General features: G+C 70.6%; 25 protein-coding genes. 10 read left to right on the top strand and 15 right to left on the bottom strand.

Annotated elements, in window-relative coordinates; translation table 11 throughout:
- Positions 1-50: 50 nt before the first annotated feature.
- Positions 51-1,241 carry a diaminopimelate decarboxylase gene (gene lysA, locus IEY33_RS13075; protein WP_188963728.1) on the bottom strand — a complete coding sequence of 397 codons (1,191 nt, stop codon included), beginning with the start codon at positions 1,239-1,241 and terminating at the stop codon, positions 51-53.
- A 163-nt stretch (positions 1,242-1,404) separates the two neighbouring features.
- Between lysA and mnmA the strand changes: the two genes are divergently transcribed.
- Positions 1,405-2,484 (top strand): tRNA 2-thiouridine(34) synthase MnmA, encoded by a 1,080-nt coding sequence (gene mnmA, locus IEY33_RS13080; RefSeq protein WP_268238836.1) that lies wholly within the window; start codon positions 1,405-1,407, stop codon positions 2,482-2,484.
- 27 nt (positions 2,485-2,511) lie between these two features.
- On the opposite strand, the gene IEY33_RS13085 is transcribed toward mnmA, so the two are convergent.
- From IEY33_RS13085 to IEY33_RS13115, 7 genes are all read right to left on the bottom strand, one after another.
- Complete coding sequence (locus tag IEY33_RS13085; protein ID WP_188963730.1) at positions 2,512-3,618, bottom strand: GGDEF domain-containing protein; 1,107 nt, start codon at positions 3,616-3,618, stop codon at positions 2,512-2,514.
- Positions 3,619-3,874: 256 nt separating this feature from the next.
- Positions 3,875-4,342, bottom strand: a complete 468-nt coding sequence (gene greA, locus IEY33_RS13090) for a transcription elongation factor GreA (RefSeq protein WP_188963731.1) — start codon at positions 4,340-4,342, stop codon at positions 3,875-3,877.
- Positions 4,343-4,423: 81 nt separating this feature from the next.
- Positions 4,424-5,515, bottom strand: a complete 1,092-nt coding sequence (locus tag IEY33_RS13095) for a type IV pilus twitching motility protein PilT (protein ID WP_188963807.1) — start codon at positions 5,513-5,515, stop codon at positions 4,424-4,426.
- A 32-nt stretch (positions 5,516-5,547) separates the two neighbouring features.
- A complete protein-coding gene (panC, locus tag IEY33_RS13100) occupies positions 5,548-6,525 on the bottom strand; it encodes a pantoate--beta-alanine ligase (RefSeq protein ID WP_373288087.1) in 978 nt (325 codons plus the stop codon).
- The gene (locus tag IEY33_RS13105; RefSeq protein WP_188963732.1) at positions 6,522-6,890 is read right to left on the bottom strand and encodes a phage holin family protein; all 369 of its coding nucleotides are present in this window, start codon (positions 6,888-6,890) and stop codon (positions 6,522-6,524) included. Before IEY33_RS13105 ends, panC begins: the two co-directional genes overlap by 4 nt.
- A 333-nt stretch (positions 6,891-7,223) precedes the next feature.
- Entirely contained in the window at positions 7,224-8,531 is a 1,308-nt protein-coding gene (gene purB, locus IEY33_RS13110; protein WP_188963733.1) for an adenylosuccinate lyase, read from the bottom strand.
- 27 nt (positions 8,532-8,558) lie between these two features.
- Positions 8,559-9,245 carry a hypothetical protein gene (locus tag IEY33_RS13115; RefSeq protein WP_188963734.1) on the bottom strand — a complete coding sequence of 229 codons (687 nt, stop codon included), beginning with the start codon at positions 9,243-9,245 and terminating at the stop codon, positions 8,559-8,561.
- A gap of 127 nt (positions 9,246-9,372) precedes the next feature.
- Between IEY33_RS13115 and IEY33_RS13120 the strand changes: the two genes are divergently transcribed.
- The 4 genes from IEY33_RS13120 (at position 9,373) to IEY33_RS13135 (ending at position 12,286) form a co-directional block, all read left to right on the top strand.
- Positions 9,373-10,197 carry an inositol monophosphatase family protein gene (locus tag IEY33_RS13120; protein ID WP_188963735.1) on the top strand — a complete coding sequence of 275 codons (825 nt, stop codon included), beginning with the start codon at positions 9,373-9,375 and terminating at the stop codon, positions 10,195-10,197.
- Complete coding sequence (locus IEY33_RS13125; protein ID WP_188963736.1) at positions 10,194-10,367, top strand: hypothetical protein; 174 nt, start codon at positions 10,194-10,196, stop codon at positions 10,365-10,367. The genes IEY33_RS13120 and IEY33_RS13125 overlap by 4 nt, the downstream gene beginning before the upstream one ends.
- A gap of 150 nt (positions 10,368-10,517) precedes the next feature.
- Positions 10,518-11,438, top strand: a complete 921-nt coding sequence (locus tag IEY33_RS13130; protein WP_188963737.1) for a histone deacetylase family protein — start codon at positions 10,518-10,520, stop codon at positions 11,436-11,438.
- Positions 11,439-11,662: 224 nt separating this feature from the next.
- Positions 11,663-12,286 (top strand): cyclic nucleotide-binding domain-containing protein, encoded by a 624-nt coding sequence (locus IEY33_RS13135; protein WP_229671003.1) that lies wholly within the window; start codon positions 11,663-11,665, stop codon positions 12,284-12,286.
- A gap of 110 nt (positions 12,287-12,396) precedes the next feature.
- Here the strand turns inward: IEY33_RS13135 and nspC are convergent, their stop codons facing one another.
- Positions 12,397-13,602 (bottom strand): carboxynorspermidine decarboxylase, encoded by a 1,206-nt coding sequence (nspC, locus tag IEY33_RS13140; protein WP_188963738.1) that lies wholly within the window; start codon positions 13,600-13,602, stop codon positions 12,397-12,399.
- A 136-nt stretch (positions 13,603-13,738) separates the two neighbouring features.
- Between nspC and IEY33_RS13145 the strand changes: the two genes are divergently transcribed.
- The 4 genes from IEY33_RS13145 to IEY33_RS13160 all read left to right on the top strand — a co-directional run bounded on the left by IEY33_RS13145 (position 13,739) and on the right by IEY33_RS13160 (position 18,538).
- Entirely contained in the window at positions 13,739-14,332 is a 594-nt protein-coding gene (locus tag IEY33_RS13145; protein WP_188963739.1) for a hypothetical protein, read from the top strand.
- A gap of 65 nt (positions 14,333-14,397) precedes the next feature.
- Entirely contained in the window at positions 14,398-15,327 is a 930-nt protein-coding gene (locus IEY33_RS13150; RefSeq protein WP_188963740.1) for an LptA/OstA family protein, read from the top strand.
- A 101-nt stretch (positions 15,328-15,428) separates the two neighbouring features.
- Entirely contained in the window at positions 15,429-16,499 is a 1,071-nt protein-coding gene (locus IEY33_RS13155; RefSeq protein ID WP_229671004.1) for an LptA/OstA family protein, read from the top strand.
- 65 nt (positions 16,500-16,564) lie between these two features.
- On the top strand, positions 16,565-18,538 hold the full coding sequence (locus IEY33_RS13160) for an APC family permease (RefSeq protein ID WP_188963741.1): 1,974 nt from the start codon (positions 16,565-16,567) through the stop codon (positions 18,536-18,538).
- A gap of 109 nt (positions 18,539-18,647) precedes the next feature.
- Here IEY33_RS13160 and IEY33_RS13165 read toward each other — a convergent pair whose 3' ends face one another.
- From IEY33_RS13165 to crcB, 6 genes are all read right to left on the bottom strand, one after another.
- A complete protein-coding gene (locus tag IEY33_RS13165) occupies positions 18,648-19,412 on the bottom strand; it encodes an AIM24 family protein (RefSeq protein ID WP_188963742.1) in 765 nt (254 codons plus the stop codon).
- A gap of 61 nt (positions 19,413-19,473) precedes the next feature.
- Positions 19,474-19,677, bottom strand: coding sequence for a hypothetical protein (locus tag IEY33_RS13170; RefSeq protein WP_188963743.1), 204 nt, complete (start codon positions 19,675-19,677; stop codon positions 19,474-19,476).
- A gap of 90 nt (positions 19,678-19,767) precedes the next feature.
- Entirely contained in the window at positions 19,768-21,012 is a 1,245-nt protein-coding gene (locus IEY33_RS13175; RefSeq protein WP_188963744.1) for an MFS transporter, read from the bottom strand.
- Positions 21,013-21,151: 139 nt separating this feature from the next.
- Positions 21,152-22,303 (bottom strand): pyridoxal phosphate-dependent aminotransferase, encoded by a 1,152-nt coding sequence (locus IEY33_RS13180; RefSeq protein WP_188963745.1) that lies wholly within the window; start codon positions 22,301-22,303, stop codon positions 21,152-21,154.
- 79 nt (positions 22,304-22,382) lie between these two features.
- Entirely contained in the window at positions 22,383-23,576 is a 1,194-nt protein-coding gene (gene xseA, locus IEY33_RS13185; RefSeq protein ID WP_188963746.1) for an exodeoxyribonuclease VII large subunit, read from the bottom strand.
- Positions 23,573-23,950 (bottom strand): fluoride efflux transporter CrcB, encoded by a 378-nt coding sequence (gene crcB / locus IEY33_RS13190; RefSeq protein ID WP_188963747.1) that lies wholly within the window; start codon positions 23,948-23,950, stop codon positions 23,573-23,575. The genes xseA and crcB overlap by 4 nt, the downstream gene beginning before the upstream one ends.
- A 49-nt stretch (positions 23,951-23,999) precedes the next feature.
- Here crcB and IEY33_RS13195 point away from each other — a divergent pair, with 49 nt between their 5' ends.
- Complete coding sequence (locus IEY33_RS13195; RefSeq protein WP_229671005.1) at positions 24,000-24,917, top strand: magnesium transporter CorA family protein; 918 nt, start codon at positions 24,000-24,002, stop codon at positions 24,915-24,917.
- The last annotated feature ends 28 nt before the right edge of the window (positions 24,918-24,945 follow it).

Here is a 24,945-nt window from a genome sequence, read left to right on the forward strand (position 1 = left end):
CACCTGGAGGCCGGTGTGTCACATCACGGCATGCCGACCGGCTGCCGCGCTCAGGTGGGGTTTTCCTCGGCCGCCCAGATGTCCGCCATGCTCTCGCGGCGGCGCATCGTTACCCAGTCCTGCCCGTCCCACAGCACCTCGGCCGGGCGGGGCCGCGTGAGGTAGTTGCTGCTCATGGCCGCCCCGTACGCGCCTGCTTCCAGGACCGTCAGCAGGTCGCCGCGCCGCGCGCCCGCCGGGAGCGGCACGTCCTGCCCCAGCAGGTCGCCGCTCTCGCAGGCCGGACCGGCCAGGTCAGACCGCGTCTCCTGACCCTCTCCCGCGCCTTCGTGCCACAGGGCGCGCACCGGGTGCTGTGCGCCGTACAGCATCGGGCGCAGCAGTTCCGTCATGCCCGCGTCCAGCAGCGTGAACGTCCGCCCTGTCGTCTTGCGGCCCATCACGCGCGTCAGCAGCACGCCCGACCGCGCCACGAGGTACCGTCCCGGCTCCACCCACACCCGCGCCCCGAACGCCGCCGCCGCTTCCCGCGCGCGCGCCGCGATGCCGTGCAGGTCGGCGTCCAGCCCCCAGCCGCCCCCCACGTCCAGCACCTCCAGCGGTCCCGTCACGGCACTCAGTTCCGCCACGCGCGCGAACGCCGCCGAGAAGTCCGCCGCGTCCCGGACGGCACTCCCCACGTGCAGGTGAAGGCCGCGCAGGGTGTGCCCACCCGCCCGCAGGTCCCGCAGCAGGCCCGGCAGGTCCAGCGGCCGCACGCCGAACTTGCTGCGTGCCGCGCCCGTGGCGAGGTGATCGTGCGTGCTGACCTCCAGGCCCGGATTCACGCGCACCAGCACCCGCGACCCTCGTGGCAGCAGCGCCGCCTCCTCCACGCGGTCCACGATGAACGTCGCGCCCAGCTGCCCGCCCAGGGCGTACTCCTCGTCCGTCTTGGCGGGCCCGTTCACGATCACCTCGTCGCCGCCCGCGCCGACGTGCACGGCGCGGCCCAGCTCGCCCAGCGACACGCACTCGAAGCCGACCCCGGCCCGGTGCAGGCGGCGCAGCAGCGTCAGGTTCGGGTTGGCTTTCATGGCGTACCACACGCGCGCGTCCCCGAACGCGACCCGCACGCGGGCGAGCGCGGCGTCCAGTTCGGCCGCGCTGTACGCGTACAGGGGCGTGCCGAAGCGCCTTGCCGCGTCGCGCAGCTGATCGTCCGTCAGGGGAACGTGCGGGTCCGTGTCAGTCCGGGTCATGACCGACAGGGTAACGCAGCGGGCCGCCCGGGGCAGGGGAGGGGCGGTCCCCGAAGTCACCATCTGCGCGCACGGCACCTGTTACACTCCCCCGGTGACGCACACGGCAGGAGACCCCCACGTTCAGCAGCCCACCCCCACCGCGCAGGCCCGGCCCGGCCGCGTGCTGTGCGCGATGTCGGGCGGCGTGGACTCCAGCGTGTCCGCCGCGCTCCTCAAGGAACAGGGCTACAGCGTGATCGGCGCCATGATGCGCTTCTGGCCGGACGACAAACGCGTGGACACCTTCGACTCCTGTTGCTCCCCCGACGCCGCCTACGAGGCCCGCCGCGTCGCGGATCAGGTGGGCGTGCCCTTCTACCTGCTCGACTACCGCGAGCAGTTCCAGGAGCACATCGTGCAGCCGTTCATCCGCGAGTACGCGGCCGGGCGCACCCCCAACCCCTGCGTGAACTGCAACACCAAGGTCAAGTTCGACGAACTCGTCAGGAAGGCGAAGATGCTCGGCTGCGACTACGTCGCGACCGGTCACTACGTGCGCCGCGCCGACACGTCCCACGGCGTCGAGTTCCACCGCGGCGACGACCCCCGCAAGGACCAGACGTACTTCCTGTGGGGCACGCCTGTGGACGCGCTGCCGTACATCCTGTTTCCGGTCGGCGAGATGGAGAAGCCGCGCGTGCGTGAACTCGCCGAGCAGCACGGCCTGCTGACCGCGCAGAAGCCCGAGAGTCAGAACATCTGCTTCGTGCCGGGCACCGTGAAGGAATTCGTGCAGGAGTTCATCCCGCAGGCGCGCGGCGCGATCCGCGAGATCCGCAGCGGCGAACGCGTCGGCGATCACCTCGGCACGCAGTTCTACACGCTCGGGCAGAAGAAGGGCCTGGGCCTGTACCAGTCGCACGCCGTGCGGCACGTCGTGCATCTCGACCCAGGAAGCAACACCGTCTGGGTGGGCGACCATGCCGACTGCCAGTGGAGCGGCCTCCGGGCCTCCGGCGCGAACTACCTGCTGCCCCTCCCGGAACTGCCCGAGGTGCTGGAAGTGCAGGTGCGCTACCGCAGCACGCCCGTCCGTGCGCGCGTCGTGCATGCCGACGAGCACAGCTTCCAGCTGGAGTTCGAGGAACCGCAGTTCGCGGTCGCGCCCGGCCAGAGCGCCGTGCTGTACAGCGGCACGCGCCTCCTGGGCGGCGGTCTGATCGAGGACCACGTCCGCACCCTGCCCGCCATTCCCGACTGAACGCCGGACACGGGGCGGCCGCGCGGTTCAGCCCTGCATGACCCGGCTCGGGGTGGGCGGGCCGGACGTCGCTTCGCCCCACTCCACTCGGTTGCGGCCCCGGTGCTTGGCGCGGTACAGGGCGCGGTCCGCGAGCTTCACGCTCTGCTGCGCCGACTGCCGCGCCGTGAGCGTCACCGCCCCGATGGACACCGTGACGGGCACCCCGACCTTCACGGGCAGGGTGCGTTCCACGCTGGCGCGGACGCGTTCGGCCACCATGCGCGCCTGCTGCGGCGTGCAGTGGCGCAGCAGTACCGCGAACTCCTCGCCGCCGTAACGGTACGCGCCGTCCCAGTGACGCAGGTTCTCGCGCAGCACCTGCGCCGTGACGGCCAGTACCTTGTCTCCGAAGTCGTGCCCGTGCGCGTCGTTGATGCTCTTGAAATGATCGAGGTCCAGCAGCAGCAGGAAGGATGGCGGGTCCGACTGGCCGGGCCGTAGGTCCTCGTCGAAGCGGCGGCGGTTGAGGAGGCCTGTCAGCTTGTCGGTGTACGCCATACGGCGGTAGTCGCGGTACGCTCCCACCAGCCGCAGGCGCGTCTGCAGGAGCGCCACGGCGAGCGCCAGCCCCACAGCCTTGACGGGCCACGTGAGCAGCAGCGGCCACACACCGCCCGGCACGAGCAGGTATGGGAGGTTTCCCGCCAGCGTCACGATCAGGCCCAGGCGGTAGAGCGGCCAGCCCTGCAGCTGGAAGGGCCGCCACACCCGCACCACGAGGACACTCACGCCGACCGTCAGCGCGACACTCAGCACCGACGGCCACACGCCCGCCCCGCCCAGCTGCGCGCGGTACAGCATGGTGGGGACGCTCACGCTCAGACCGTACAGGGGTCCGCCCAGCATGGTGGCGAGCGCTACCGGCAGGAACCGCAGGTCCGCCAGCACGCCCGACTGCAGGACGACCGCGTGCCCCAGCAGCAGCAGGCCTGTGCAGGTCAGCAGGCCCCAGCGGGACAGGCGGTGCGTGGCCCGCTCCGCACTCCGGTACGGGTACGTCAGGCCGAGCAGCGACACCATCCCGATCAGGAGGGTGAAGTTCACGAATGCACGGTCGAGCAGTTCCAGCGACAGCGGACTCCTCCCCGTCATGCCATTCTGTTCCGGCGCGACCCTGACGCGCACCCGGCACGCAGCGGCGCCATGACGTGCCTCATTGTGCCGGAACGGAGCGGACGCTGCCAGTCGGCCGCGCGTCCCGCTCCCCGCCCCGACCGCGCCTCCTGCCGTCCGGCCCGAACAGCGGGCAGGCGCCCCCCCTGAGGAGAGCGCCTGCCTGACCTTCACCAGCGGTGCCTGGCCGACCCCCGCACGGCCCCTGAACCTTCAGGGCGTGCAGGGGCGGGGTTCACTCGTAGCTGACGCTCAGGACCTTGAATTCCTGCGTGCCGCGCGGCATCTGCACACTGACGGTGTCGCCCACGCGGCTCCCGGCGAGCGCCTGACCGATGGGGCTCTGGTCGCTGATCTTGCCTTTCAGGATGTCGACCTCGTACGTGCCGACGATCTCGAAGCGGTGCTCGCGGCCCGTGCCGTCCTGCAGGACGACGTGCGCGCCGAGGGTCACGCCGTCCTGCGCGCCCTCCTCGATGATCAGGGCGTTCTCCAGCTGGTCTTCGAGCTCCAGGATGCGCGCCTCGTTCTCGGACTGGTCCATGCGCGCCTGATCGTAGGCGGCGCTCTCGCGGAGGTCGCCGTCCGCGATGGCGACGCCCATGTCGGCGCTGATCTGTTCACGGCGGGTGGTCTTGAGGTGCTCGATCGTCTTCTTGAGCTGATCGTAGCCCTTGCGGGTCATCTTCATCTTTTCGGCCATAGCACTCCAGTATAGCCGTTCGCGCGGGGCGGCGGCCAGTGCGCCGCGCGCCCGGAACGCGTGCGCCACGTCACACTTCGTTCAGAAGTTCATGCCCTGCCGCGTGATCATCATGCGCAGTTCGTGCGGACTGCTGGCCGACTCCAGCGCCTCGTCCATGGTGATCAGCGAGTGCCGGTACAGTTCGACGAGGTGCTGGTCGAAGGTGTGCATGCCGCGGATGTTGTCCTCCATCATGGCGTCCTTGACGAGCACCGTCTTCTCCTCGTCGCGGATGTAGTCCTGCACGAGCGGCGTGTTCACGAGCAGTTCCGTGCCGAGGATGCGGCCCACGCCGTCTGCGCGGCGCAGCAGGCGCTGACTGACGATCCCGACGAGTGAGTCGGCGAGCAGCAGGCGGATCTGGTCGCGTTCGTGCGGCGGGAAGAAATCCACGACGCGGTTCACGGTCCGCACGGCGTCCAGCGTGTGCAGGGTGCTGAGCACGAGGTGCCCGGTCTGCGCGGCCGTGATGGCGGCCTCCACCGTTTCCTTGTCGCGCATCTCGCCGATCATGATGACGTCCGGGTCCTGCCGCATCGCGTACTTCAGGGCCGTGCGGAAGTCGCGGGTGTCGGCGCCCACCTCGCGCTGCACCACGATGCTGCGCTTGTTCTTGTGCAGGATCTCGATCGGGTCCTCGATCGTGATGATGTTGAAGGGCTGCGTGCGGTTGATGTGGTCGATCAGGGACGCGAGCGTGGTGCTTTTCCCGCTGCCGGTCGGGCCGGTCACGAGGATCAGGCCGCGCGGCGCGCCCGCGAAGGCGCGCATGGTGGTGTCCGGCAGGCCGAGCGCCTCGAAGCTGGGGATGGCGTCCGTGACGACGCGCATCACGATGCCGACCGCGCCGCGCTGCCGGAACACGTTGCAGCGGAAGCGGGCGACGCCCGAGAGCGAGTACGCCGTGTCCATCTCGCTGCGGTACTCGAAGTCCTCCCACTGTTCGCCCGTCAGCAGGGCGCGCGCCATGGCGACCGTGTCGGGCGGCATCAGGGCCGCCGTCCCGAAGGCGACGAGCATCCCGTCCACGCGGCCCATCGGCGGGCTGCCCGCCTGCAGGTGCACGTCCGAGACGCGGCGCGCCACCATCTGCGTCAGCAGGTCCTGAATGGTGGTGGGGCCGCCCGTCAGCGGGATGTGCGGGGTGGGGGGACGCTGCGCCGTCACGCTGTGCCCTCCTCCGGGCCGGTCGCGGCAGGGGTGGGCCGGGGGTCGAGGGGCATGTTGTCGATCAGCCGCACGCCGAACATCCGCGCCGCGATGAGCACTCTGTACATGTCCCCAGTATGAAGGTTTGATGACGGCCCGTGCTGTTCGGAATACGACACGTCACCCGCCGCCGGGGAGGGGCACTGCCCGACCACGTTCAGCGCGTCGTCCACCACGCTCAGGTAATCCAGCGTGACCTCCGGCTCGGCCCTCAGGAGCGCCAGGCCCGCCTCCAGCACCGCGTCCACCTCGCGCTCCCCGCCCACGAAGGCCCCCTGCATGGCCCGCAGGGCCCGCGACAGCACCGTGGCCCGCACCTGCTGCTCCGCCGTCAGGTAACTGTTGCGGCTGCTGAGCGCCAGCCCCGCCGCGCCGCCCGACGCACGCACGGTCGGCACGCCCACCACCTGCACCGGCACGTTCAGGTCCCGCACCAGCTGCCGCACCACGGCCAACTGCTGCCAGTCCTTCTCCCCGAAGTACGCCCGGTCCGCCCGCGTCAGGTTCAGCAGCTTCAGGACCACCGTCGCCACCCCGTCGAAATGACCGGGCCGCGACGCGCCCTCCAGCGCCCGCGACACGCCCCCCACACTCACGCCGCTCCCGAAGCCCGCCGGGTACATCACGTCCCCGGACGGGTGAAAGATCAGGTCCGCGCCCGCCGCGCCCGCCACGCGCCGGTCGTTCTCCAGGTCGCGCGGGTAGCGGGACAGGTCCTCCTTCGGCCCGAACTGCAGCGGGTTCACGAACACGCTCACCACCACCACGTCGTTCTCGCGGCGCGCCTGCTCGATCAGGGTCGCGTGCCCCGAATGCAGGTACCCCATCGTCGGCACGAGGCCCACCCGGCCACGCCCGGCCAGTGCCTCACGCAGCGCCGACACGGACTCCACCACCGGCAGCAGCGCCGGCACGCTCAGGGTGCCCGTCACAGCTGTTGCCGCCTGCCGTCCAGCACGTGCAGGACGCTGTCCAGCACCCAGCTCACGACGGTCAGCACGAGCGCGCCCACCACCGCCGCACCGAAGTTCGCCACGACCAGCCGCGTCACGCCCGCCACGATGCTCAGCACCACGCCGTTCACGATCAGGGTGAACAGGCCCAGCGTCAGCACGTTGATCGGCAGGGACAGCAGCAGCAGCAGCGGCCGGATGAGCGCGTTCACGAGACCCAGCACCAGGGCCGCGACCAGCACGTCCCAGGTGCTGCCCTGCTCGAAGTACACGCCGCCGTACAGGCGCGTCGTGAGCCACAACGCCAGGGCATTGATGCCCAGCTTGAGGAGAAAATTCTGCATGTGTACAGCATAGGGGGTCCCGTCTGACAGGACCATGGACCGGAGTTCACACGTTCCTGAACGCCGCGTCCGGACAACGCCGTTTCTGGACGGTGCTGCTCCCGGACGCGGCCGGTCGCCCCTCAGCGCGTCATATTTGATCCGATGACAGGGATTCCGGAAAAAGCACCGGCATCCCTTCTTGGGCAGAACGGGAGGAGTGGCGTGGCCAGCCGCGTCCGTTCACGACGATACGCCCTACAGGACGCCTGCCCGCTTCCACCTCCTCAACACCGTACTTTGTTGGTACTCGCTTCGCTCGGCTGAACTCCAAAAGTTCAGCTCAAAACCGCATTACAGGCCGAAACGGCGGAAGGTGTGGTCCACCTCGCGCAGGTACCACTGCAGGTCGAAGGCGCGGTCCAGGTCGTCGTCCGTGAGCGGGTTCTCCGGGTCGCGTTTCAGCAGGTCGCGCAGGCCCTCGCCCGTCTCCCAAGACTGCAGGGCGTTGCGCTGCACGATGGCGTACGCCGCCTCGCGCGCCATGCCGCGGTCGTCGATCAGCAGGTGCAGGACGCGCTGGCTGAACACCAGGCCGCCCAGGTCGTTGAGGTTCTTCAGCATGCGTTCCGGGAACACCACGAGGTTCTTCAGCACGCCCGTCAGGCGGCGCGCGGCGTAACTGGCGGCCTGCACGGCGTCCGGCAGGATGACGCGCTCCGCGCTGGAGTGGCTGATGTCCCGCTCGTGCCACAGCGGCACGTTCTCCAGGCCCGTCACGAGGTACCCGCGCAGCAGGCGCGTGAGGCCCGTCACGTTCTCCGTCAGGATGGGGTTCTTCTTGTGCGGCATGCTGCTGCTGCCCTTCTGGCCCGCCCCGAACGGCTCCATCGCCTCGCGCACCTCGCTGCGCTGCAGGTGCCGGATCTCGACCGCGATCTTCTCCAGCGTCGTCCCGAAGATCGCCAGGGCGCTCAGCACCTCCGCGTGCCGGTCCCGGGCGAGCGTCTGGTTGGTGACGAGCGCGACCCGCCACCCCCACGCGGCCGCGACCATCTCCTCGACCTGCGGGGACACGTGCGCGTACGTGCCGACCGACCCGGACAGCATCACCACCCGGATGCGTTCCCGCGCGGCGTGCAGGCGCTCCAGGTCGCGGTCCAGCGTGGACATCCAGTTCAGGAACTTCAGGCCGAACGTCATCGGCTCGGCGTGAATGCCGTGCGTGCGGCCCACGGTGGGCGTGTGCTTGTACGTGGCGGCCTGCGTGCGGCACACCTCGCGCAGCGCCCGCACGTCTTCCGTCACCAGCGCGAGCGACTCGTCCAGCAGCAGGTTCTGCGCCGTGTCGACCACGTCGGTGCTCGTCAGGCCGTGGTGAATGAAGCGCGCCGCGTCCCCGTACCGTTCGGACAGGGCCGTCGTGAACGCCACGATGTCATGCCGCGTGACGGCCTCGATCTCCGCGACGCGCGCCGCGAACGCCTCGTCGAGCGGGTCGCGTTCCGACGCGGCCACCAGTTCGGTGTGCGCTTCCCTGGGGACCTCGCCCAGGGTGGCCTGCGCGTCCATGGCGCTCAGCTCGACCTTCAGCCAGGCGCGGTACTTGCTGGCCTCGCTCCACAGGGCGCGCAGTTCGGGGGTGCTGTAACGGTCAATCATGCCTGAAGCGTAGCGTGCGCCCGCCCCTCAGTTCGAGGGGCCGTCTGCATAGGGGGCGGGCGAGTGGTCGTTCACGCCCACCCACAGCACCTTCACGCCCGGCACCTTCAGGGCGTCCGCCGGGACCGCCAGACCCCACGCGGGGTGCGTGGGCACGGCGTCCGGCAGGTTCACAGCGCGCTGCAGGATGTTCTGGTACGTGCTGCAGTACAGCGCGTCCGGTTCGCTGCTCAGCGAGTAGAAGCGCCCGTCCAGGCGGTGCGCGGCCTCCCACAGCCTGGGCAGCATGTCCGGCCGCACGCCCGCGTCCAGCACGATCGCCGCGTAGTACCGGTACTCCACCGATTCCGGGTACGCGCCTGCACGCGGGCGGCTGTAGTTGTACGTCTCCATCACCTGTCCCGCCTTGTACTTGCGGGTGACGTGCGAGCACGGCCCCCAGAAGTTCGTGATGTCGGTGTCCTTCCAGCACGTCAGGATCAGCGCACCTTCCGGCGCGCGCTCGAATGCCTCCCGCAGGCTCACGAGCCGGTCGGCGGGCACCACCTGCCGCGTCAGCAGGGTGCGGGCGTCCACGTCCTGACCGGCCGGGCCGGGCGTGAAGTGCAGGTCGTACACGTCCGTCACGGCCAGCGGACCGCAGCCGGACAGCAGGCCCGCCAGCACGGCGGACCCCAGGACGAGGGAGGACAGGCGGGGCAGGGCAGACGGCATCCTTCCCAGTGTGCCGCAGCAAGGTAAAGGGCGTGTGCGTTCCCGCGTTCATGAAGTCCGCCCCGTGCGCCGCTTCGTGCCGGAACCTGCCTGTCGGCGCGGGCGGGCCGGACCGTACACTGAAGGCATGACCTCCCTCCCCGACCTTGACCTCGAGGCCGCCCTCCACCTCGCGATCCGCGCCGCGCACGAGGCGGGACGCATCCAGCAGGCGCACGTGGGCCGCGCGCACACCATCCGCACCAAGTCCAGCTTCAGCGACCTCGTGACGGAAGTGGACGGCCTGTGCGAGGCCGCCATCCGCGCCTGGATCGCGCGCGAGTACCCGGACCACGCGGTGCTCGGCGAGGAGGAAGGCGAGCAGGGGAGCGCCGCCGCCGAGTACCGCTGGGTGGTGGACCCGCTCGACGGGACCGTCAACTACGCGCACGGCTTCCCGTTCTACTGCGTGTCCATCGCCCTGGAACGCCGCTCGCAGGACGCGGACGCAGCGGAACGCCTGCTGGGCGTGGTGTACGACGCCACCCGCGACGAACTGTTCACGGCCGTCGCCGGGCGCGGCGCGCACCTGAACGGCGCGCCCGTCCGCGTGTCCGGCACGCCGACCCTCACCACGCCTGCCCTGCTCAGCACCGGCTTCCCGTACGATCCCGGCGATCACCGCAACCTGCGCCTGCTCGGGCAGCTGCTCGCGCTGGGCGTTCCCGTCCGCCGCCCCGGCGCGGCCGCCCTCGACCTGTGTTACGTCGCGTGCGGCCGTCTCGACGGGTACTGGGAGATGGGCCTGAAACCCTGGGACAGCGCTGCCGGAAGCCTGATCGTGACCGAGGCGGGCGGACAGGTGACGGACGCGCTCGGCGTGGCCCGCGCGGACGGCCCCGTGATCGTGGCGAGCAACGGCGCGCTGCACGACGAACTGCTCGGCGTGCTGGACGCGGGAGCCGTTCCGTGAACGGCCTGATCGTGGTCATGCTGATCCTCGTGAACGTCGGCGGGTTCGCGAGCCTGCTGTTCAGCCTGCGGCAGGGGCAGTTCGGCGGGGCGTTCAGCACGCTGCTGCTCATGGCGCTCCTCGACGCGTTCGGGCTGTGGCTGCTGCGCTCCATGCGCGAGGACCAGTGAGGCCAGACTGAGCTGACCTCCGGGCGTTCAGCCGAGCGGAGCGAGCACCAGCGCCGTGTCCCCCGGACACCAGCTGACCGGCCTGCGGGCGCGCGGTCCTCTGTACCCGTCCACACGTCCGGCACGGCGGGCCTGCGGCAGACTGCCGGGATGTTCCGGGCCTACACTCCCGCCGCGTACGAGTTCCCGCTTCCGGAGGGGCACCGCTTTCCGTATTACAAGTACCGCATGATGGCCGACCGCCTGCGGCCGCTGCTGCCGGTGCTGGACACGCCCAACCTGCCGTGGGCGGTGGCGGGCCGCGTGCACGACCCGCACTGGCTGCGGCGCTGGCGGCGCGGCGAGGTGGACCGCCACGAGGTGCGCGCGTTCGGGCTGCCGTGGTCGGAGGGCGTGGTAGAGCGCGCCCGTCGCGCGGCGGGCGGGAGTGTCGCGGCGCTGGACGACGCGCTGCGGGTGGGGTGGGGCATCAACCTGGCGGGCGGGACGCATCACGCCTTCGCGGACCGCGCGGAGGGCTTCTGCCTGCTGAACGACGCCGCGCTCCTGACGCGTCTGGCGCTGGACGCGACGCCCGACCACCCGGGCGGTCGGGTGGCGCGGGTGGCGGTGGTGGACCTGGACGTGCATCAGGGCAACGGGACGGCGGCGCTGCTGGGGCCGCTCACGCACGTGGCCGGGCCGCGCGCGTTCACGCTCAGCGTGCACGGGGAGCGCAACTACCCGTTCCGGAAGGAGCGCAGCAGTCTGGATCTGGGGTTGGGGGACGGCGTGACGGACGCCGAGTACCTGCAGGTGATGCGCGGGTCGGTGCTGCCCGCACTGGAGGCGTTCCGGCCGGAACTGCTGGTGTACCTGGCGGGCGTGGACGTGCTGGCGGGCGACCGGTTCGGGCGGTTCGCGCTCACGCTGGCCGGGGTGCGGGAACGCAACCGGCTGCTGCTGGCGTGGGCGCGGGCGGCGGGTGTGCCACTCGTGAGTCTGACGGCGGGCGGGTACAACGCGGACCATGCCCTGACGGTGGAGGCGCACGCGAGCGTCGTGCTGGACGGGCTGGACGTGTACGCCTGAAGGGAGGGCGGGGCTGGTGAGAGGTGCGGGTGTGCCCCCCCCGGTGTGGGGGGTTCCTGCTTCCTTTAGATTGCCGTCAGCTTACATTTCAGGGTTGTACAAAGCTTGTACAGTCTGGGCAGTCGAACGCCGAGGGCCCCAGACCCCACCCGGGGCACGGCCCGCATCCCGAGCAATTGCCGCCCGGCCCGTGAACGAGGGCCACCCACCCCAGGAGTGCCCCCATGACCATGCAGCCGATGACCGCCAGCACCACCCCCGAACTCCACGGCCGTCCCGTCCGCCGCGGCGACACCCTGTACTACGCCGGTGACCTCAGCTCCAGCCTGTACCGCCTCGAGAGCGGCCTGCTGCGCGCCGTGCGTCTCACTCCGCAGGGCCGCAACCTCACCGTGCGCCACATCCGCCCCGGCGACATCTTCGGCGAGGAAGCGCTGCACGGCCTGAACCGTACCCATCAGGTCATCGCGCTCACCGACGCCAGCATCCAGCCCATCCACCTCCAGCACCTCAGCGGCGAGGAACTGTGGCAGGTCACGCGCAGCCTCTCCGCGCAGCTGCAGCGCGTCATGACGGACGGCGTGCACATTCAGGACGGCGAACTGCGCGAACGCATCGCCCGCTACCTCCTCAACCTCGCCGACAGCAGCCTCGGCGGCCGCCACGCCAACGGGCAGCCCTTCGTGCGCGCCACGCACGAACTGATCGCCGAAGGCACCGGCGCCACCCGTGAAAGCGTCAGCAAACTGATCGGCGAGATGCGCGACGACGGCCTCCTCAGCCCCGCGTACCGCTGCATCACCCTCACGGCCGAGCAGGACCTCCGCACGCTCGCCGGCCTCGTCTGACCGGCAGGCCCGGACACCCGTACCCTTGAACAAGCTTTGATGAAGGACGCTTCATGCAGAGAGGGCCGCGAGCACATGCTCGCGGCCCTCTCTGCCCTGCTGTCCCGGCGTCAGCTGAGCTTGGCGCGGAACTCCTCGTAACTGAAGGTCTTCACGACCTCGTAGTGGCCGTCCGCGTGCAGGATGCCGATGTCGGGGTGCTTCACGCCGTTGAAGAACGTCGTCTTGACCATCGTGTAGTGGATCATGTCGTCGAACACCACCCGGTCCCCCACCTGCAGCTCCTGCGCGAAGCTGTACTCGCCGATCACGTCGCCCGCGAGGCAGGTCGTGCCGCCCAGCAGGTACGTGTGCGCCTGCACGCCACTTTCCGCCGCGCCCAGCACGCGCGGCCGGTACGGCATTTCCAGCACGTCCGGCATGTGCGCCGACGCGGAAATGTCGAGGATCAGGTTGTCCTTGACGTTGTGCACCACGTCCAGCACGCTGCTCACCAGCCACCCGGTGTCCCAGCCGAAGGCGCTGCCCGGCTCCAGGATCACGTCCACGTTCCAGCGTTCACGGAACTCGCGCACCACGCGGATCAGGCGTTCGGTGTCGTACCCGGCGCGCGTCATGAGGTGCCCGCCGCCGAAGTTCACCCACGACATGTTCGGCAGCACGTCCCCGAACTTCTCCTCGAACACGGCCAGCGTGCGCTCCAGCACGTCCGAGCCGTTCTCGCACAGGCTGTGGAAGTGCAGGCCGTCCACGCCGTCCAGCAGGTCCTCGCGGAACTCGCGGCGCGTCACGCCCAGCCGCGAGAACGGCCCGGCCGGGTTGTACAGGTCCGTCTCCACCTCGCCGTACTCGTGGTTCACGCGGATGCCGATGTGCACGACCTTCCCGGCCGCGCGGGCCGCCTGCACCTGCGGCCTGAACCGCTCCCACTGCGAGAAGCTGTTGAAGGTCAGGTGATCGGCGAGCGCCAGCATCTGCGGGAAGTCCGCGTCGCTGTACGCCACGGCGTACACGTGCACCTCGCCGCCCATCTCTTCACGCGCGAGGCGCGCCTCGTTCAGGCTGCTGGCCGTCGCGCCGTGAATGCCGTACTCGCGCAGGATCGGGAAGCTGCTCCACATGGAGTACCCCTTGAACGCCACGATGATCTTCGCGCCGGACGCCGCCTGCACGTCCGAGATGAGGCGCAGGTTCCGGCGCAGGCGCGACTCGTCCAGCACGTACGCGGGACTGGGAATGGACGCCCACGGGACGCGGTCGGTGGGAAACACGTCGGGGCTGGGGGAGGGCGCGGGCGTGAGGGGAGGCGTGGTCATGCCCCAGGGTAACAAGTCCGGGCGGCCCACACGGTAACGGCGTCCCGCGTACGGGACGGCGAACCGGAGGGGCACCCCGCACGCGTCCCACGACAGGCTAAGCACTCTCATGAAGCTGTCCCGGTATCATGCCGTCGTGCTCCGCGTCTCTGTCATCGTGCTCGTCTGCGTCGTCGCCTTCGGGACGCTGTTCTCGCTGCTGCCCTCCGGGAGCGGCGCGGCCGCGCGTTCCGGCGTCACCCTGCAGGGCGTGCAGTTCAGCCTGTACCCCGAGCAGGACCCGGGGGCGGTGTGGCGCTTCCAGGCGCGCCAGGTGACGATCGACCCCCTGCGGGACGAGAACCGGCTCGACGACCTCGGGCGCGGCGAGCGCTGGCTGCACCGGCCCGGCGAGCCGGAAACGCTGGACCTCACGCTCCGCACGCGCCGACTGGTCATCGATCAGGACGACAACCTCCAGGCACAGGAGGCCACCATGTACATCCCGCGCGACTGCACCACCCTCACGCTGCGCTCCACGGCCGACCGACCGGTCCTCATCAACCAGCGCAGCGGGTACAGCGCGCCGTACGTGAGCATCGACAACCCCAGCATTCAGGCCGAGTACGACGACTTCACGTCGCCCTTCGACCTGAGCAACGTCCAGGGCAGCCAGCGGGCCGGCGCGACCTTCCAGGCGAGCCCCGATACCGTCTGCGAGGCGGGCCGCACCGTGCCCCGCCACAGCTGAACCCGGCTGTCCCTTCACGTCCTTCCCGCGGCCTCCTGGCCCGCACGTTCCACCCGGAGGTCCCCATGAACCGTACCCCAGCCAACACCACCCGCACCCGCGCCGCCCTGCTCGCCGCCGCCGCCCTCGGCAGCGCCCTCGCGGCCGCCGCGACCGCGCCCACCAACCGCATCCTGAAGTTCGAGACGGGCGCGCAACTGCAGGGCGACCTGCGCAACGGCCCGTACAACTACAGCGGCAAGGGCGGCGCGGCCGTCAGGGCCAGCGTCGGCACCGTCAGCATCGCCGCGCCGCAGGCGAGCATGAAGGCCCCCGCCGGGACGGCCATGGCGAGCGCCGAAGGCAGACGCACCGCCGACTTCACGGGCGGCGTCACCGTGACCCGCAACCGCCTCACCGCGAAGGGCGCGACCCTGAACTACAGCGAGTCGACCGGGCAGGGCGTCCTGAGCGGCACGCCCAGCGCCGTCCTGCAGCCCGAGAAGGCCGGTGACGACGCCGTGAACATCGCCGCGACCACCATGAGTCTCGACGTGGACACCAACATGAGCACCAGCACCGGCAACGTCAAGCTCGTGAACGGCAACCAGACGGGCCGTGCCGACAAGGTCATCTTCGACGAGAAGCGCGAGCTGGGCGTCCTGAGCGGCAACCTCACCCTCAGCCGCGCCGCGACCGCCAAGGCCAAGGAACTGAACGTGGTCGGCAGCGAGGCGCGCATCCTGACCAAAGGCAAACTGCTGTACGTCAGCGGCAAGGTGAAGCTCACGCAGGGCACCATCACCACCACCGGCGACGCCGTGTACTACGACGACGCCAAGAACGTCGCGTACGTGGTCGGCAACGCCGTCAGCGTGGACAGCAAGAACGGCACGACCGTCAAGGCCCGCCCGAGCGGCGCGCTGGAGCAGCGCACCGACCTGGGCCGCGTCCGCTCCATCGACAGCGGGTTCGCCATTCCTGTCGCGCAGTTCAAGCTGGCGGGCGAGAAGTAAGCCGGGCCGTGGGCGCGGCGTCCGGCCGGGTGAGTGCACGCACTCACCCGGCCGGACGGCAAACGGCTAAGCTGGCCTGAACGGTGGACAGGAGGAACGGCATGGGTGGCGGGCGCGGCACGGACAGGCGATGGACGGACAGACAGGGGAGGGGGAGGCGGGCGCGCTGGCTGGCGCTCGCGCTGCTGGGCATGGCGCTCGCACAGACCCAGCCGACCCCGACCCAGCCGATGACGCCGCCGACCACCCAGCCTGCCTTGGACACGCCCACCCCACAGGTCGCCCCGGACGCGCCCGCGCCGGACGCCCCGGCAGACGGCACGGACGACACCGGGACGAGCGTCAGCCTGACCCGCACCGCCAAGGACGGCCGCAAGCGCCTCATCACGGTGCAGCGCACCGGCACCTCCGACGCGACCGGCATCTTCACGGCGTGTCAGCCGCTCGACGACGACCCGCCCGGCACGCCCACCATCTCGGTGTTCAGCGAGTCCGGTGCGGGCGGCGTGCGCGTCAGCATCGACAAGAACGTCATCGTCGCGCCGCTCGCCATCGTCACGCAGCAGGACAGCGGCGACGGGCACATCGAGGTGAGTGCCGGAACCGCCCGGTACCTCGACGCGGCCCCGCCGGGCGCCACGGACCGCCTCTCTCGTTGCGAGGTGGAAGCGAAAGCGCAGCCCGCGCCGGACACCGTGACCGTCACGCAGGGCAAGACGCGCCTGAACGGCAGCCGCCTCGTGTACGACGAGTCGGACGGCGTGGCCCGCATCGAAGGGCCCATCACGTTCAGCCGCCAGAATGGCGCGTCCACCCTGACCGGCACGAGCGGCAGCATCGAGGTGAACGTCGACGACGAGAGCACCACCCTGGTCGGCAACGTCACCCTCAGGGACGGCAGCCGCACCAGCACGGCCGAACGCGTCGAGTACGACGACACCGCCAACGTCGCCATCCTGCGCGGCACGCCCGCTGCTCCCGCGCGGTCCGTCACGAGCGACCAGACGCTCACCGCCAGCGTCATCCGCTACAACCTCGACACGGGCTCCGTCGTCGCGGTCGGCCCGATCGGCGGGGAATTCCAGGACGGCCCGGCTGCTCCCACCCAGTCCGGCACGCCTGCCCCGGCGGCGCCCAGTCCCGCGACGCCCGCCTCTCCCTCCACCCCCTGATCCTCAACGCTTCCGGGCCGCCCCTGCACGCGCCGCGTCAGGGGCGCTTTGTATACTGGGTTCCTATGACCTCCCCGCCCCCCCGCCAGGATTCACGTTCCTCCGCGTTCAGGCGCTGGCTCCTGGAAGGCACCGCGCCCTCCACCCCGCCCGCCGCTGAACACGAGGGCTTCTACGTCGAGGAGAAGGCGGTCCAGGCCCGGCACCAGACGCACCCGTGGTGGCAGGTGATGTGCCTCACCGGCGTGGACTACTTCAGCACCCTCGGCTACCAGCCGGGCATCGCGGCCCTCGCGGCCGGGGCGCTCTCGCCCTTCGCGACGCTGGTGCTCGTCATCGTGACGCTGTTTGGTGCGCTCCCCATGTACCGCCGCGTCGCGGAGGAAAGCCCGCACGGCGACGGCAGCATCAGCATGCTGGAACGCCTGCTGAGCTTCTGGCCGAGCAAGCTGCTGGTCCTCGTGCTGATCGGCTTCGTCGCCACGGGCTTCGTCATCACCATCACCTTGTCCGCCGCCGACGCCGCCAAGCACATGACCGAGAACCCTTTCCTGAAAGGCGCGCTCGGCAACGCCCAGATTCCCGCCACCATCGTCCTGATCGCGCTGCTCGGCGCGGTGTTCCTGAAGGGCTTCAAGGAAGCCATCGGGATCGCGGTGGTGCTCGTCACGCTGTACCTCGGCCTGAGCGCCGTGGTCGTCGTGAAGGGCGCCACGCTCGTCTTCGCGCACCCGCAGGTCGTGCAGGACTGGCTGGGCCTCCTCACCCGCAGTTACGCGAGCCCGCTCTCGCTGATCGGCGCGGCACTCCTCGTCTTCCCGAAACTCGCGCTGGGCCTGTCCGGCTTCGAGACGGGCGTCGTCGTGATGCCGCTCGTGAAGGGCGACCTCGGCGACCTGGAATCCCAGCCGACCGGACGCATCCGCAACGGCAAACGCCTCCTGACGACAGCCGCCCTCATCATGAGCGTGTTCCTGATCTCCAGCAGCCTCGTCACGACGCTCCTCATCCCGCCGGAAGCGTTCCAGCCGGGCGGCGTCGCCAACGGCCGCGCCCTCGCGTACCTGGGGCACGAGTACCTCGGCGAGGTGTTCGGCACCATCTACGACGCCAGCACCATCGCCATCCTGTGGTTCGCGGGCGCGTCCGCCATGGCGGGCCTGCTGAACATCCTGCCTCGCTACCTGCCGCGCTACGGCATGGCGCCCGACTGGGCGCGCGCCAACCGCCCGCTCGTGCTGGTGTTCATGGCCATCGCCCTGATCGTCACGCTCGCCTTCAAGGCCGACGTGGACGCCCAGGCGAGCGCGTACGCGACCGGCGTGCTGGCCCTCATGACGTCCGCCGCCGTCGCCGTGTCCCTCTCCGCCTTCCGGCACAAGGAACGCGGGCTGGGCGTGGCGTTCACCATCACCAGCCTCGTGTTCATCTACGTCACGGCCGTGACGGTCCTCAACAGCCCCGAAGGCCTGTACATCGCCCTGATGTTCGTGGCCGCCATCCTGGCTGTCAGCGTCGCGTCCCGCGTCCAGCGGTCCTTCGAGCTGCGCGTCAGCAGCGTCGAGATCGACGACGCGGCCCGCAGCATGCTGAAGGAATTCCCGATCCGGCCCCTGCGCTTCGTGGCGCACAACCCCGACGAGACGAGCCTCGCCGAGTACCGCAAGAAGGAACTCCGCGCCCGCCAGATGGCGCACCTGCCCGACGACGACCCCTTCCTGTTCCTGGAAGTCGAGGTGGACGACGCCTCCGAGTTCAGCGACGTGGTCGAGGTGACGTCACATCAGGTGGCGGAGTACCGCATCCTGCGCGCCAAGGGCAGCAGCGTTCCCAACACCATCGCGGCCCTGCTGCTGCACCTGCGTGGCAAGGGCACGCCCCCGCAGGTGTACTTCCAGTGGAGCGAGGAGGGGCCCGTGTCGGCCGCCATGCGTTTCCTGGTGGAGGGCGAAGGCGACATCCCGCCGCTCACGCACGAGATCCTGCGCCGCGCCGAACCGGACCGCGACCGCCGCCCCATCGTGCACGTCGGCGGCTGACCCGGCCTCCGGCCGAGCGGGCACGAACCGACAGAAGAGGCGAACCGGGGCCATCGCCCGGTTCGCCTCACTCGTTCAGTTCAACACCGCACGGGAGGGCGCGGGCGCTTCACCCGAACAGGTCGCCCAGTCCACCGTTGCTCCGGCTGCTCCCGCTGTTGCCGCTGTCGTCGCTGCGCAGGCCCGCGTGCTCCTCGTACGGCTGCACCACCACGAACCCGTCGCCCTGGAACACCATCTGCAGCGTCTCGCCGCCTCCGCGCCCCAGGAAGGAGCGCAGGCTGGCGTCCATCCGCAGCTGCGGCTGCAGGTTCTCGCTCCACGCGACCGTGGCGTTCGGGTCCGTGAAGATCGGTGTCTGCGGCGTGACCCGCAGCGTGAGCGGCGTCCCGTGACTCAGGATGGCGACCATGCCCTGCCCGTGCAGCTTCACGCTGAACAGCCCCCCGGACGCCATGTCGGCCACGCGGCGGTGCATGGTGATGTCGTGATGCACCGTGTCCTCGAAGGCGAGCAGGTCGTTGCCGTTCACGTTCAGCCCGTCGCCCGTCAGGCGCACGATGGTGATCTCCTTGCCCTGATCGGCGAGGTAGCACACGCCCTGCCCCTCGATCTTCGCGAGGGGTTCCATCTCGCTCGTCACGGCGCGCACGAGGGCCTTCATGATGCCGCCCTCCAGCATGCCCTCGCGCTTGAAAGTCAGGTTGCCCTTGTAGGCGACCATGGCGCCCAGCTTGCTCCAGATGCGGCCCCGGACCTTCACCTCCAGCATCTTGTGGCTTTCCAGCTCGAACACGTCGCCGGGGTTGTCGCGCTCGGCAGTTTCTCGGACGAACTCACTCAGACTTCGGGTGGGGGTCTGGTCGGCGGGCATGACTTCAGTCTACGACGCCTCACGCCCGGCACGCGGCAGAACCCGGACGGGCCGGGACGCTTCAGGAGCGGGCGAGCAGCTGGCCGTCCCGGTCGCGCAGTTCGTAGCGGTCCCGTTCGCGCCCGCCCAGCCAGTGCAGCAGTTCGAGCAGGTCGTCCCCCTCGTGCAGCACCTCCGGGTCGCCCTTCTGCCGGAGTTGATAGGCCGTGCTGACGGGCGGCTCCCACCTGGTGGGGCCGTCTTCCTTCACGAATGCTCTCGACATGCCTTCAGCGTAGGCGCCGCGCCCTGCCGGGCGGATGGGGAAGAGGTGAACTCCCCTTGGCGCCTTTCTCGCCGCGCTCTCGCCCGTCCGTCAGGCCTCCCCCTCCGGGTCCGCCGGGTGGGGGCGCAGGCCACGCAGCGCCAGCAGCACCCACACGCACTCCACGGCCATCAGGACGCCCGTCAGAAAGAACGGCGCACGGATGTCCAGATGCACCAGCAGCGCGCCCAGCAGCGGCCCCAGCGCGAACCCGAACGACGCCGCACTCGCCGTCAACCCGAACGCCACGCCCCGGTCCTCGCGCCGCACCACGCTGCCCAGAATGGCATTCGCGGCCGGAATCGTCCCCCCGATGAACACGCCCATCACGACCCTCAGCACGCCCAGCACCAGCACCGACCCCGCCAGACCCTGCAGGCCCGCGGACAGTGCCGCGCCACCCGCACACACGGCCAGCACCGTCCGCGCAGGCAAGCGGTCCGACAGCCGCCCCGCCAGCAGCGCCCCCACACTGGCACTCACCGCGACCGAACCGAGAATCGTGCCGGTCGCCGTCGCCAGCCCCGGCCCGCCCGGCCCCGACAGGTCCGCGATCACCAGCGGCAGCACCGGCCCCACCACCGAGTTCGCCAGCTGATCCAGGAAGTTCACCACCACGATCGGCGCGAGCGCCCCCCACAGCATCCGCGCCCGCACGCGCGGCACATGCACCCCCGCCTCCCTCGGCGCGGGGCGACGCTCGTGCGTGAACAGCGCGACCATCACGCCCGACACCAGCAGCAGCGCCGCTGTCACCGCGAACGGCACCCGGAACCCGAGCGCGTCCGCGATGAACCCCCCGATCAGCGGCCCGCCCGCCGCGCCCGCGAACACCGCCGTCTGCATCAACCCCATCCCGAATCCCAGGCGCCGCTCCGGAATGGTGGACGCCACCAGCGTATTGCTGGCCGACACCGTCCCCGTCAGCAGGCCCTGCAGCAGCCGCAGCAGCAGCAGCGGCACCGGCCCGCCCACCAGCCCCATCGCGCCCACCACCACCACCCCGCCGAACGTCGCACGGAGCACCATCGCCTTCGCCCCGAACCGGTCCGCGAGCCGCCCCCACACGGGCGCCATGACGGCCATCGCCACGCCACTCGCCGTGGCCGACGCGCCCGCCCACAACGCCGCCGTCTGCGGGTCCCGCACGCCCAGCGACTGAATGTACAGCGGCAGGAACGGCAACCCCAGCGTGAACGCCGTCTGCGTCACCAGCTGCGACGACACCATCACCCACAGGGTCCGCTGCCACGAGTCCCGCCGTGCAGGCGGGATCGGAGCGGCATCGTCAGACACCGGGGCATGATACGCCCCACCCGCACGGGCAGGGCGCCAGGCGCGCCTTCAGTCGCCTCACATGGGGGGAGGCCCGGTCAGGCAGGCATGGCGGGCCTGCCGGAACGGCCGACTCCGGCCACAGGGGAAGTGCCCGACCTCAGAGTCCGGCCAGCCGCTCCAGTACCGCTTCGATCTGTTCGAGGCTGGTGGCGTAGCTGAGGCGCACGCGGCCCGGCGCGAGGAAGTCCGTTCCGGGCACGACGGCCACGCGCGCGTCGTCCAGCATGATGCGCGCGGCCTCCAGCTCGTCCGTGTGGATGCGGGAGGTGTCGGCCAGCACGTAGAAGGCCCCGTCGGGGGTGGGGGTGGGGAAGCCCAGCGCGTTGAGGCCCGCCACGATCCGGTCGCGGCGCTGCTGGAACTTGCCGCGCGCCATCTCGATGAACGCGCGGCTGTCCTGTATGGCGGCCACGGCGGCCCACTGGGAGACGCTGCTGGCGTTGCTGGTGCTCTGGCCCTGGATGGCGTTCATGGCGCGGATGACGGGCAGCGGTCCGGCCGCGTACCCGATGCGCCACCCGGTCATGGCGTAGGCCTTGCTGGCCCCGTTCACGGTGAGCGTGTGGTCCGGCGCGAAGCGGGCGATGCTGACGTGCGCGTGGTCGTAGATGATGTGCTCGTACATCTCGTCCGTCACGATCATCAGGCCGCGTTCCTGCGCGAGGTCCGCCACGGCCCGCAGGGTCGCTTCGGGGAACACGGCGCCGGTGGGGTTGCCGGGACTGTTCAGCACGATCATTTTCGTGCGGGGCGTCACGGCGGCCCGCAGGACGTCCGGGTCGAGGCGGTACGCGTCCTCGGGGCGCGTGGGGACGGCGACGGGTACGCCGCCCGCGAAGCGCACCATTTCCGGGTAGCTCACCCAGTACGGACTGGGGATCAGCACCTCGTCGCCCGGGTCGAGCAGCGCGAAGAACGCGTTGAAGAGGCTCTGCTTGCCGCCGTTCCCGACCGTCACCTGGTCCGGGGTGTACGTGAGGCCGTTCTCGCGCAGGAGTTTCGCGGCGATGGCCTCGCGCAGTTCCGGGATGCCCTGCACCTGGGTGTAGCGGGTGCGTCCGGCGTCGATGGCGGCCTTGGCGGCGGCCACGACGTGCGGCGGCGTGTCGAAGTCCGGTTCGCCTGCCGCCATGCTCAGGACGTCCACGCCCGCCCGCTGCAGTTCCAGGGCGCGGGCCGTGACGGCGATGGTGCTGGAGGGCCGCAGGCGCTGAACCTGCTCCGAGAGGCGCGGCGTGAAGGTCGTCATGCCTGACATGGTAGGGCCGCGCGGCCCGGCAGGTGAGACGGTTGCCTGACCCGGTGCGGCCCGTGGCGGGCGCGCGGGTTCAGTTCTGGATGTCCGCGTCGGTGTGGGCGTCCACGGTGCCGTCCGCGAATTCCAGCGTGACGCGCTCGCCCGCGCCGAGCTGAGCGGCGCGCGTGACGACCGTCCCGCCCGGCCGGGTGCGGACGACCGCGTACCCGCGTTCCAGGGTTCGTTTCGGCGTGAGGCCCAGCACGGTCCGCATGGTGTGGTTCACGCGTTCGCTCTCGCCGGTCACGCGGGCGCGGGCGGCGCGCGTCACGCGGTCCTGCGCCCACGTCGCCTCGCGGTCCGCGTGCGTCAGGACGCTGCGTCCGGCATCCATGATCTGCCGGTACGCGTCCAGCGCGGTGGCGGCCGCGCCGGTCACGCTGTTCACGAGGTACGCGGCGGCCTTGCTGGGCGTGTCGGTGCGGACGCAGGCGATCTCGTCAAGGATGCTGTCGTCGCGCGCGTGCCCGATGCCCGTCACGACCGGCACCGGGAAGCTCGCCACGGCCCGCGCGAGCTCCAGGTCGTTCAGCCACGCGAGGTCCGTCTGCGCGCCGCCGCCCCGGATGATCACGAGGGCGTCCAGCGGCGCCTGTGCGTGCGCGAGGAGCGCCTCGGCGAGCGCGGTCAGCAGGCTGGGGGCCGCCTCGCGTCCCTGGAAGGTCGCGTTCAGGTACACGAAGTCCACGGCGCCCGCCCGCGCCAGCCGGTCCGCTTCCCGCCGGAAGTCGCCGAGGCCCGCCGCGTTCCGGGGTGCGAGGACCGCCACGCGCTGCGGGTCGTGCGGCGGCGGGAGGCGGCGGTTGCGGTCCAGCAGACCCTCGGCGTCCAGCACGCGCCGGATCTGTTCGAGCTTCACGGCCTGATCGCCGAGCGTGAATTCCGGCGCGATGTCCAGCACGTTGAGCGAGAACCCGTACTGCGGGTGGAATTCGGCCGTGACGTACAGCAGCACCGACATGCCCGCCCGCAGCGTGCCGCCCGTCGCCTTGCGGAACTTGCCTTCCAGCGCGTACCGTTCGCGTGCCCAGAGGGTCGCGCGGGCCTTGGCGACCTCCTGCCCGTCCTCGCTCTGCACGACGTCCATGTACAGGTGGCGGCGGTCCGTGACGCTGCTCAGCTCGGCGCGCACCCACACCGCGCCGGGAATGCCGTGGTGAATCACCTGACTCACGTACCCCAGCAGGTCCGACAGCTGCAGGTGCGCGTCCGGCGTGCGCGTCACCGGCCCACCACCCGCCCGGCGAGCGCGGCGAGCAGGCCCAGCCCCACGTTCCCGAGCAGGTACGCGCCCGCCCGGAGCGTGTCGCCGCGCAGCAGCATGCCGTCCAGGTCCACGCTGAAGGTGCTGAACGTCGTGTACGCGCCCAGGAACCCGACGCCCAGTGCGGCGCGCGCCTCCGGGCTGACCGTGCCGCGCAGCGCGAGGGCCGACAGCAGCCCCAGCGCGAACGACCCGCTCACGTTGATGAGCAGCGTCACCCACGGAAAGCCGGACTTCAGGACGAGCGGGGCGAGCGCCGCGCCGAGCGCGTAACGGGCGAGTGCGCCCAGCATTCCGCCCAGGGCGACACCCGTCAGCAGCGTAGGGGACCACATGCGGCCCAGGATAGCCCGCCTTCCTGCACCTGCGGGCTATCCTGTGCGCGTGATCCGTTCCAAATCCACGCGCGGCGAGGGGTGCGACTGGCAGGACCCGAACTCCGAAGCCATCTGGGTGGACGCCCAGGCCCCCACCGAGAGCGAACTCCAGGCGCTCCGCGCCCGCTTCCAGATTCACCCGCTCGCGCTCGAGGACGCGCTGGAGCACGGCCACTGGAGCCGCTACGAGCAGTACCCGGCGCACGAGTTCATCACGTTCCGTACCCTGGCGCAGCCGAACGGCGGGGACGAGTTCACGGAACGCCTCAGCCTCTTCCTGTTTCCGGGCGTGATCCTCACGCTCAGCGACGACGGCGCCAGCTACCTCGACAGCGTGTGGGAACTGGTGGGCCGCGAGAGCGTCAACACCTCGCTGGAGGTCGCGTACGAACTGCTCGACGAGGGCAGCCAGACCTTCTTCCGGTACATCGCGGCCTTCGAGAACGGCCTCGATCAGGCCGAGGAGCGCATCTTCGCGCAGCGCCGCAACCAGGACGCGCAGGAAGTCTTCGAACGCAAGCACCGGCTGGCGCAGGTGCGCTCCCTGGCGGCCGAGGCGCAGGCGGCCGTGAGCCTCATGAACCGCCACATGACGCTCGACATGGCCGACCAGATCCGTTTCCGGGACGTGCTCGACACCCTGAACCGCGCCACCCTGCGCCTGGACGGGCTGCGGGACAGCCTGCGCGGCCTGCTGGACCTGCAGCTCAGCCTGCAGAACCAGCGCATGAACGAGGTCATGAAGACCCTCACGGCCGTCAGCACCGTCTTCCTGCCGCTCACCTTCCTGGCGGGCGTGTGGGGCATGAATTACCAGTTCATGCCGGAACTGCACTGGCGGTACGGGTACGCGTTCGCGTGGGCGAGCTTCATCCTGACGGCCGTGCTGCTCGCCGCGTACTTCAAGCGCCGCCAGTGGTGGTGAGCCGTATTCCGCTCATACGGTGATGCGG

The sequence above is a fragment of the Deinococcus aquiradiocola genome (assembly GCF_014646915.1).
GTDB classification, from domain to species: Bacteria; Deinococcota; Deinococci; order Deinococcales; family Deinococcaceae; genus Deinococcus; species Deinococcus aquiradiocola.

Bases quoted from the DNA above. Each gene is read 5' to 3' on its own strand.
- IEY33_RS13155 (WP_229671004.1), top strand. From the start codon at position 15,429: ATGGGTGGCGGGCGCGGCACGGACAGGCGATGGACGGACAGACAGGGG.
- IEY33_RS13105 (WP_188963732.1), bottom strand. From the start codon at position 6,890: ATGCAGAATTTTCTCCTCAAGCTGGGCATCAATGCCCTGGCGTTGTGG.
- purB (WP_188963733.1), bottom strand. From the start codon at position 8,531: ATGATTGACCGTTACAGCACCCCCGAACTGCGCGCCCTGTGGAGCGAG.
- IEY33_RS13160 (WP_188963741.1), top strand. From the start codon at position 16,565: ATGACCTCCCCGCCCCCCCGCCAGGATTCACGTTCCTCCGCGTTCAGG.
- IEY33_RS13135 (WP_229671003.1), top strand. From the start codon at position 11,663: ATGACCATGCAGCCGATGACCGCCAGCACCACCCCCGAACTCCACGGC.
- nspC (WP_188963738.1), bottom strand. From the start codon at position 13,602: ATGACCACGCCTCCCCTCACGCCCGCGCCCTCCCCCAGCCCCGACGTG.
- IEY33_RS13115 (WP_188963734.1), bottom strand. From the start codon at position 9,245: ATGCCGTCTGCCCTGCCCCGCCTGTCCTCCCTCGTCCTGGGGTCCGCC.
- greA (WP_188963731.1), bottom strand. From the start codon at position 4,342: ATGGCCGAAAAGATGAAGATGACCCGCAAGGGCTACGATCAGCTCAAG.
- IEY33_RS13120 (WP_188963735.1), top strand. From the start codon at position 9,373: ATGACCTCCCTCCCCGACCTTGACCTCGAGGCCGCCCTCCACCTCGCG.
- IEY33_RS13170 (WP_188963743.1), bottom strand. From the start codon at position 19,677: ATGTCGAGAGCATTCGTGAAGGAAGACGGCCCCACCAGGTGGGAGCCG.
- IEY33_RS13165 (WP_188963742.1), bottom strand. From the start codon at position 19,412: ATGCCCGCCGACCAGACCCCCACCCGAAGTCTGAGTGAGTTCGTCCGA.
- lysA (WP_188963728.1), bottom strand. From the start codon at position 1,241: ATGACCCGGACTGACACGGACCCGCACGTTCCCCTGACGGACGATCAG.
- IEY33_RS13085 (WP_188963730.1), bottom strand. From the start codon at position 3,618: ATGACGGGGAGGAGTCCGCTGTCGCTGGAACTGCTCGACCGTGCATTC.
- crcB (WP_188963747.1), bottom strand. From the start codon at position 23,950: ATGTGGTCCCCTACGCTGCTGACGGGTGTCGCCCTGGGCGGAATGCTG.
- IEY33_RS13130 (WP_188963737.1), top strand. From the start codon at position 10,518: ATGTTCCGGGCCTACACTCCCGCCGCGTACGAGTTCCCGCTTCCGGAG.
- IEY33_RS13180 (WP_188963745.1), bottom strand. From the start codon at position 22,303: ATGACGACCTTCACGCCGCGCCTCTCGGAGCAGGTTCAGCGCCTGCGG.
- IEY33_RS13150 (WP_188963740.1), top strand. From the start codon at position 14,398: ATGAACCGTACCCCAGCCAACACCACCCGCACCCGCGCCGCCCTGCTC.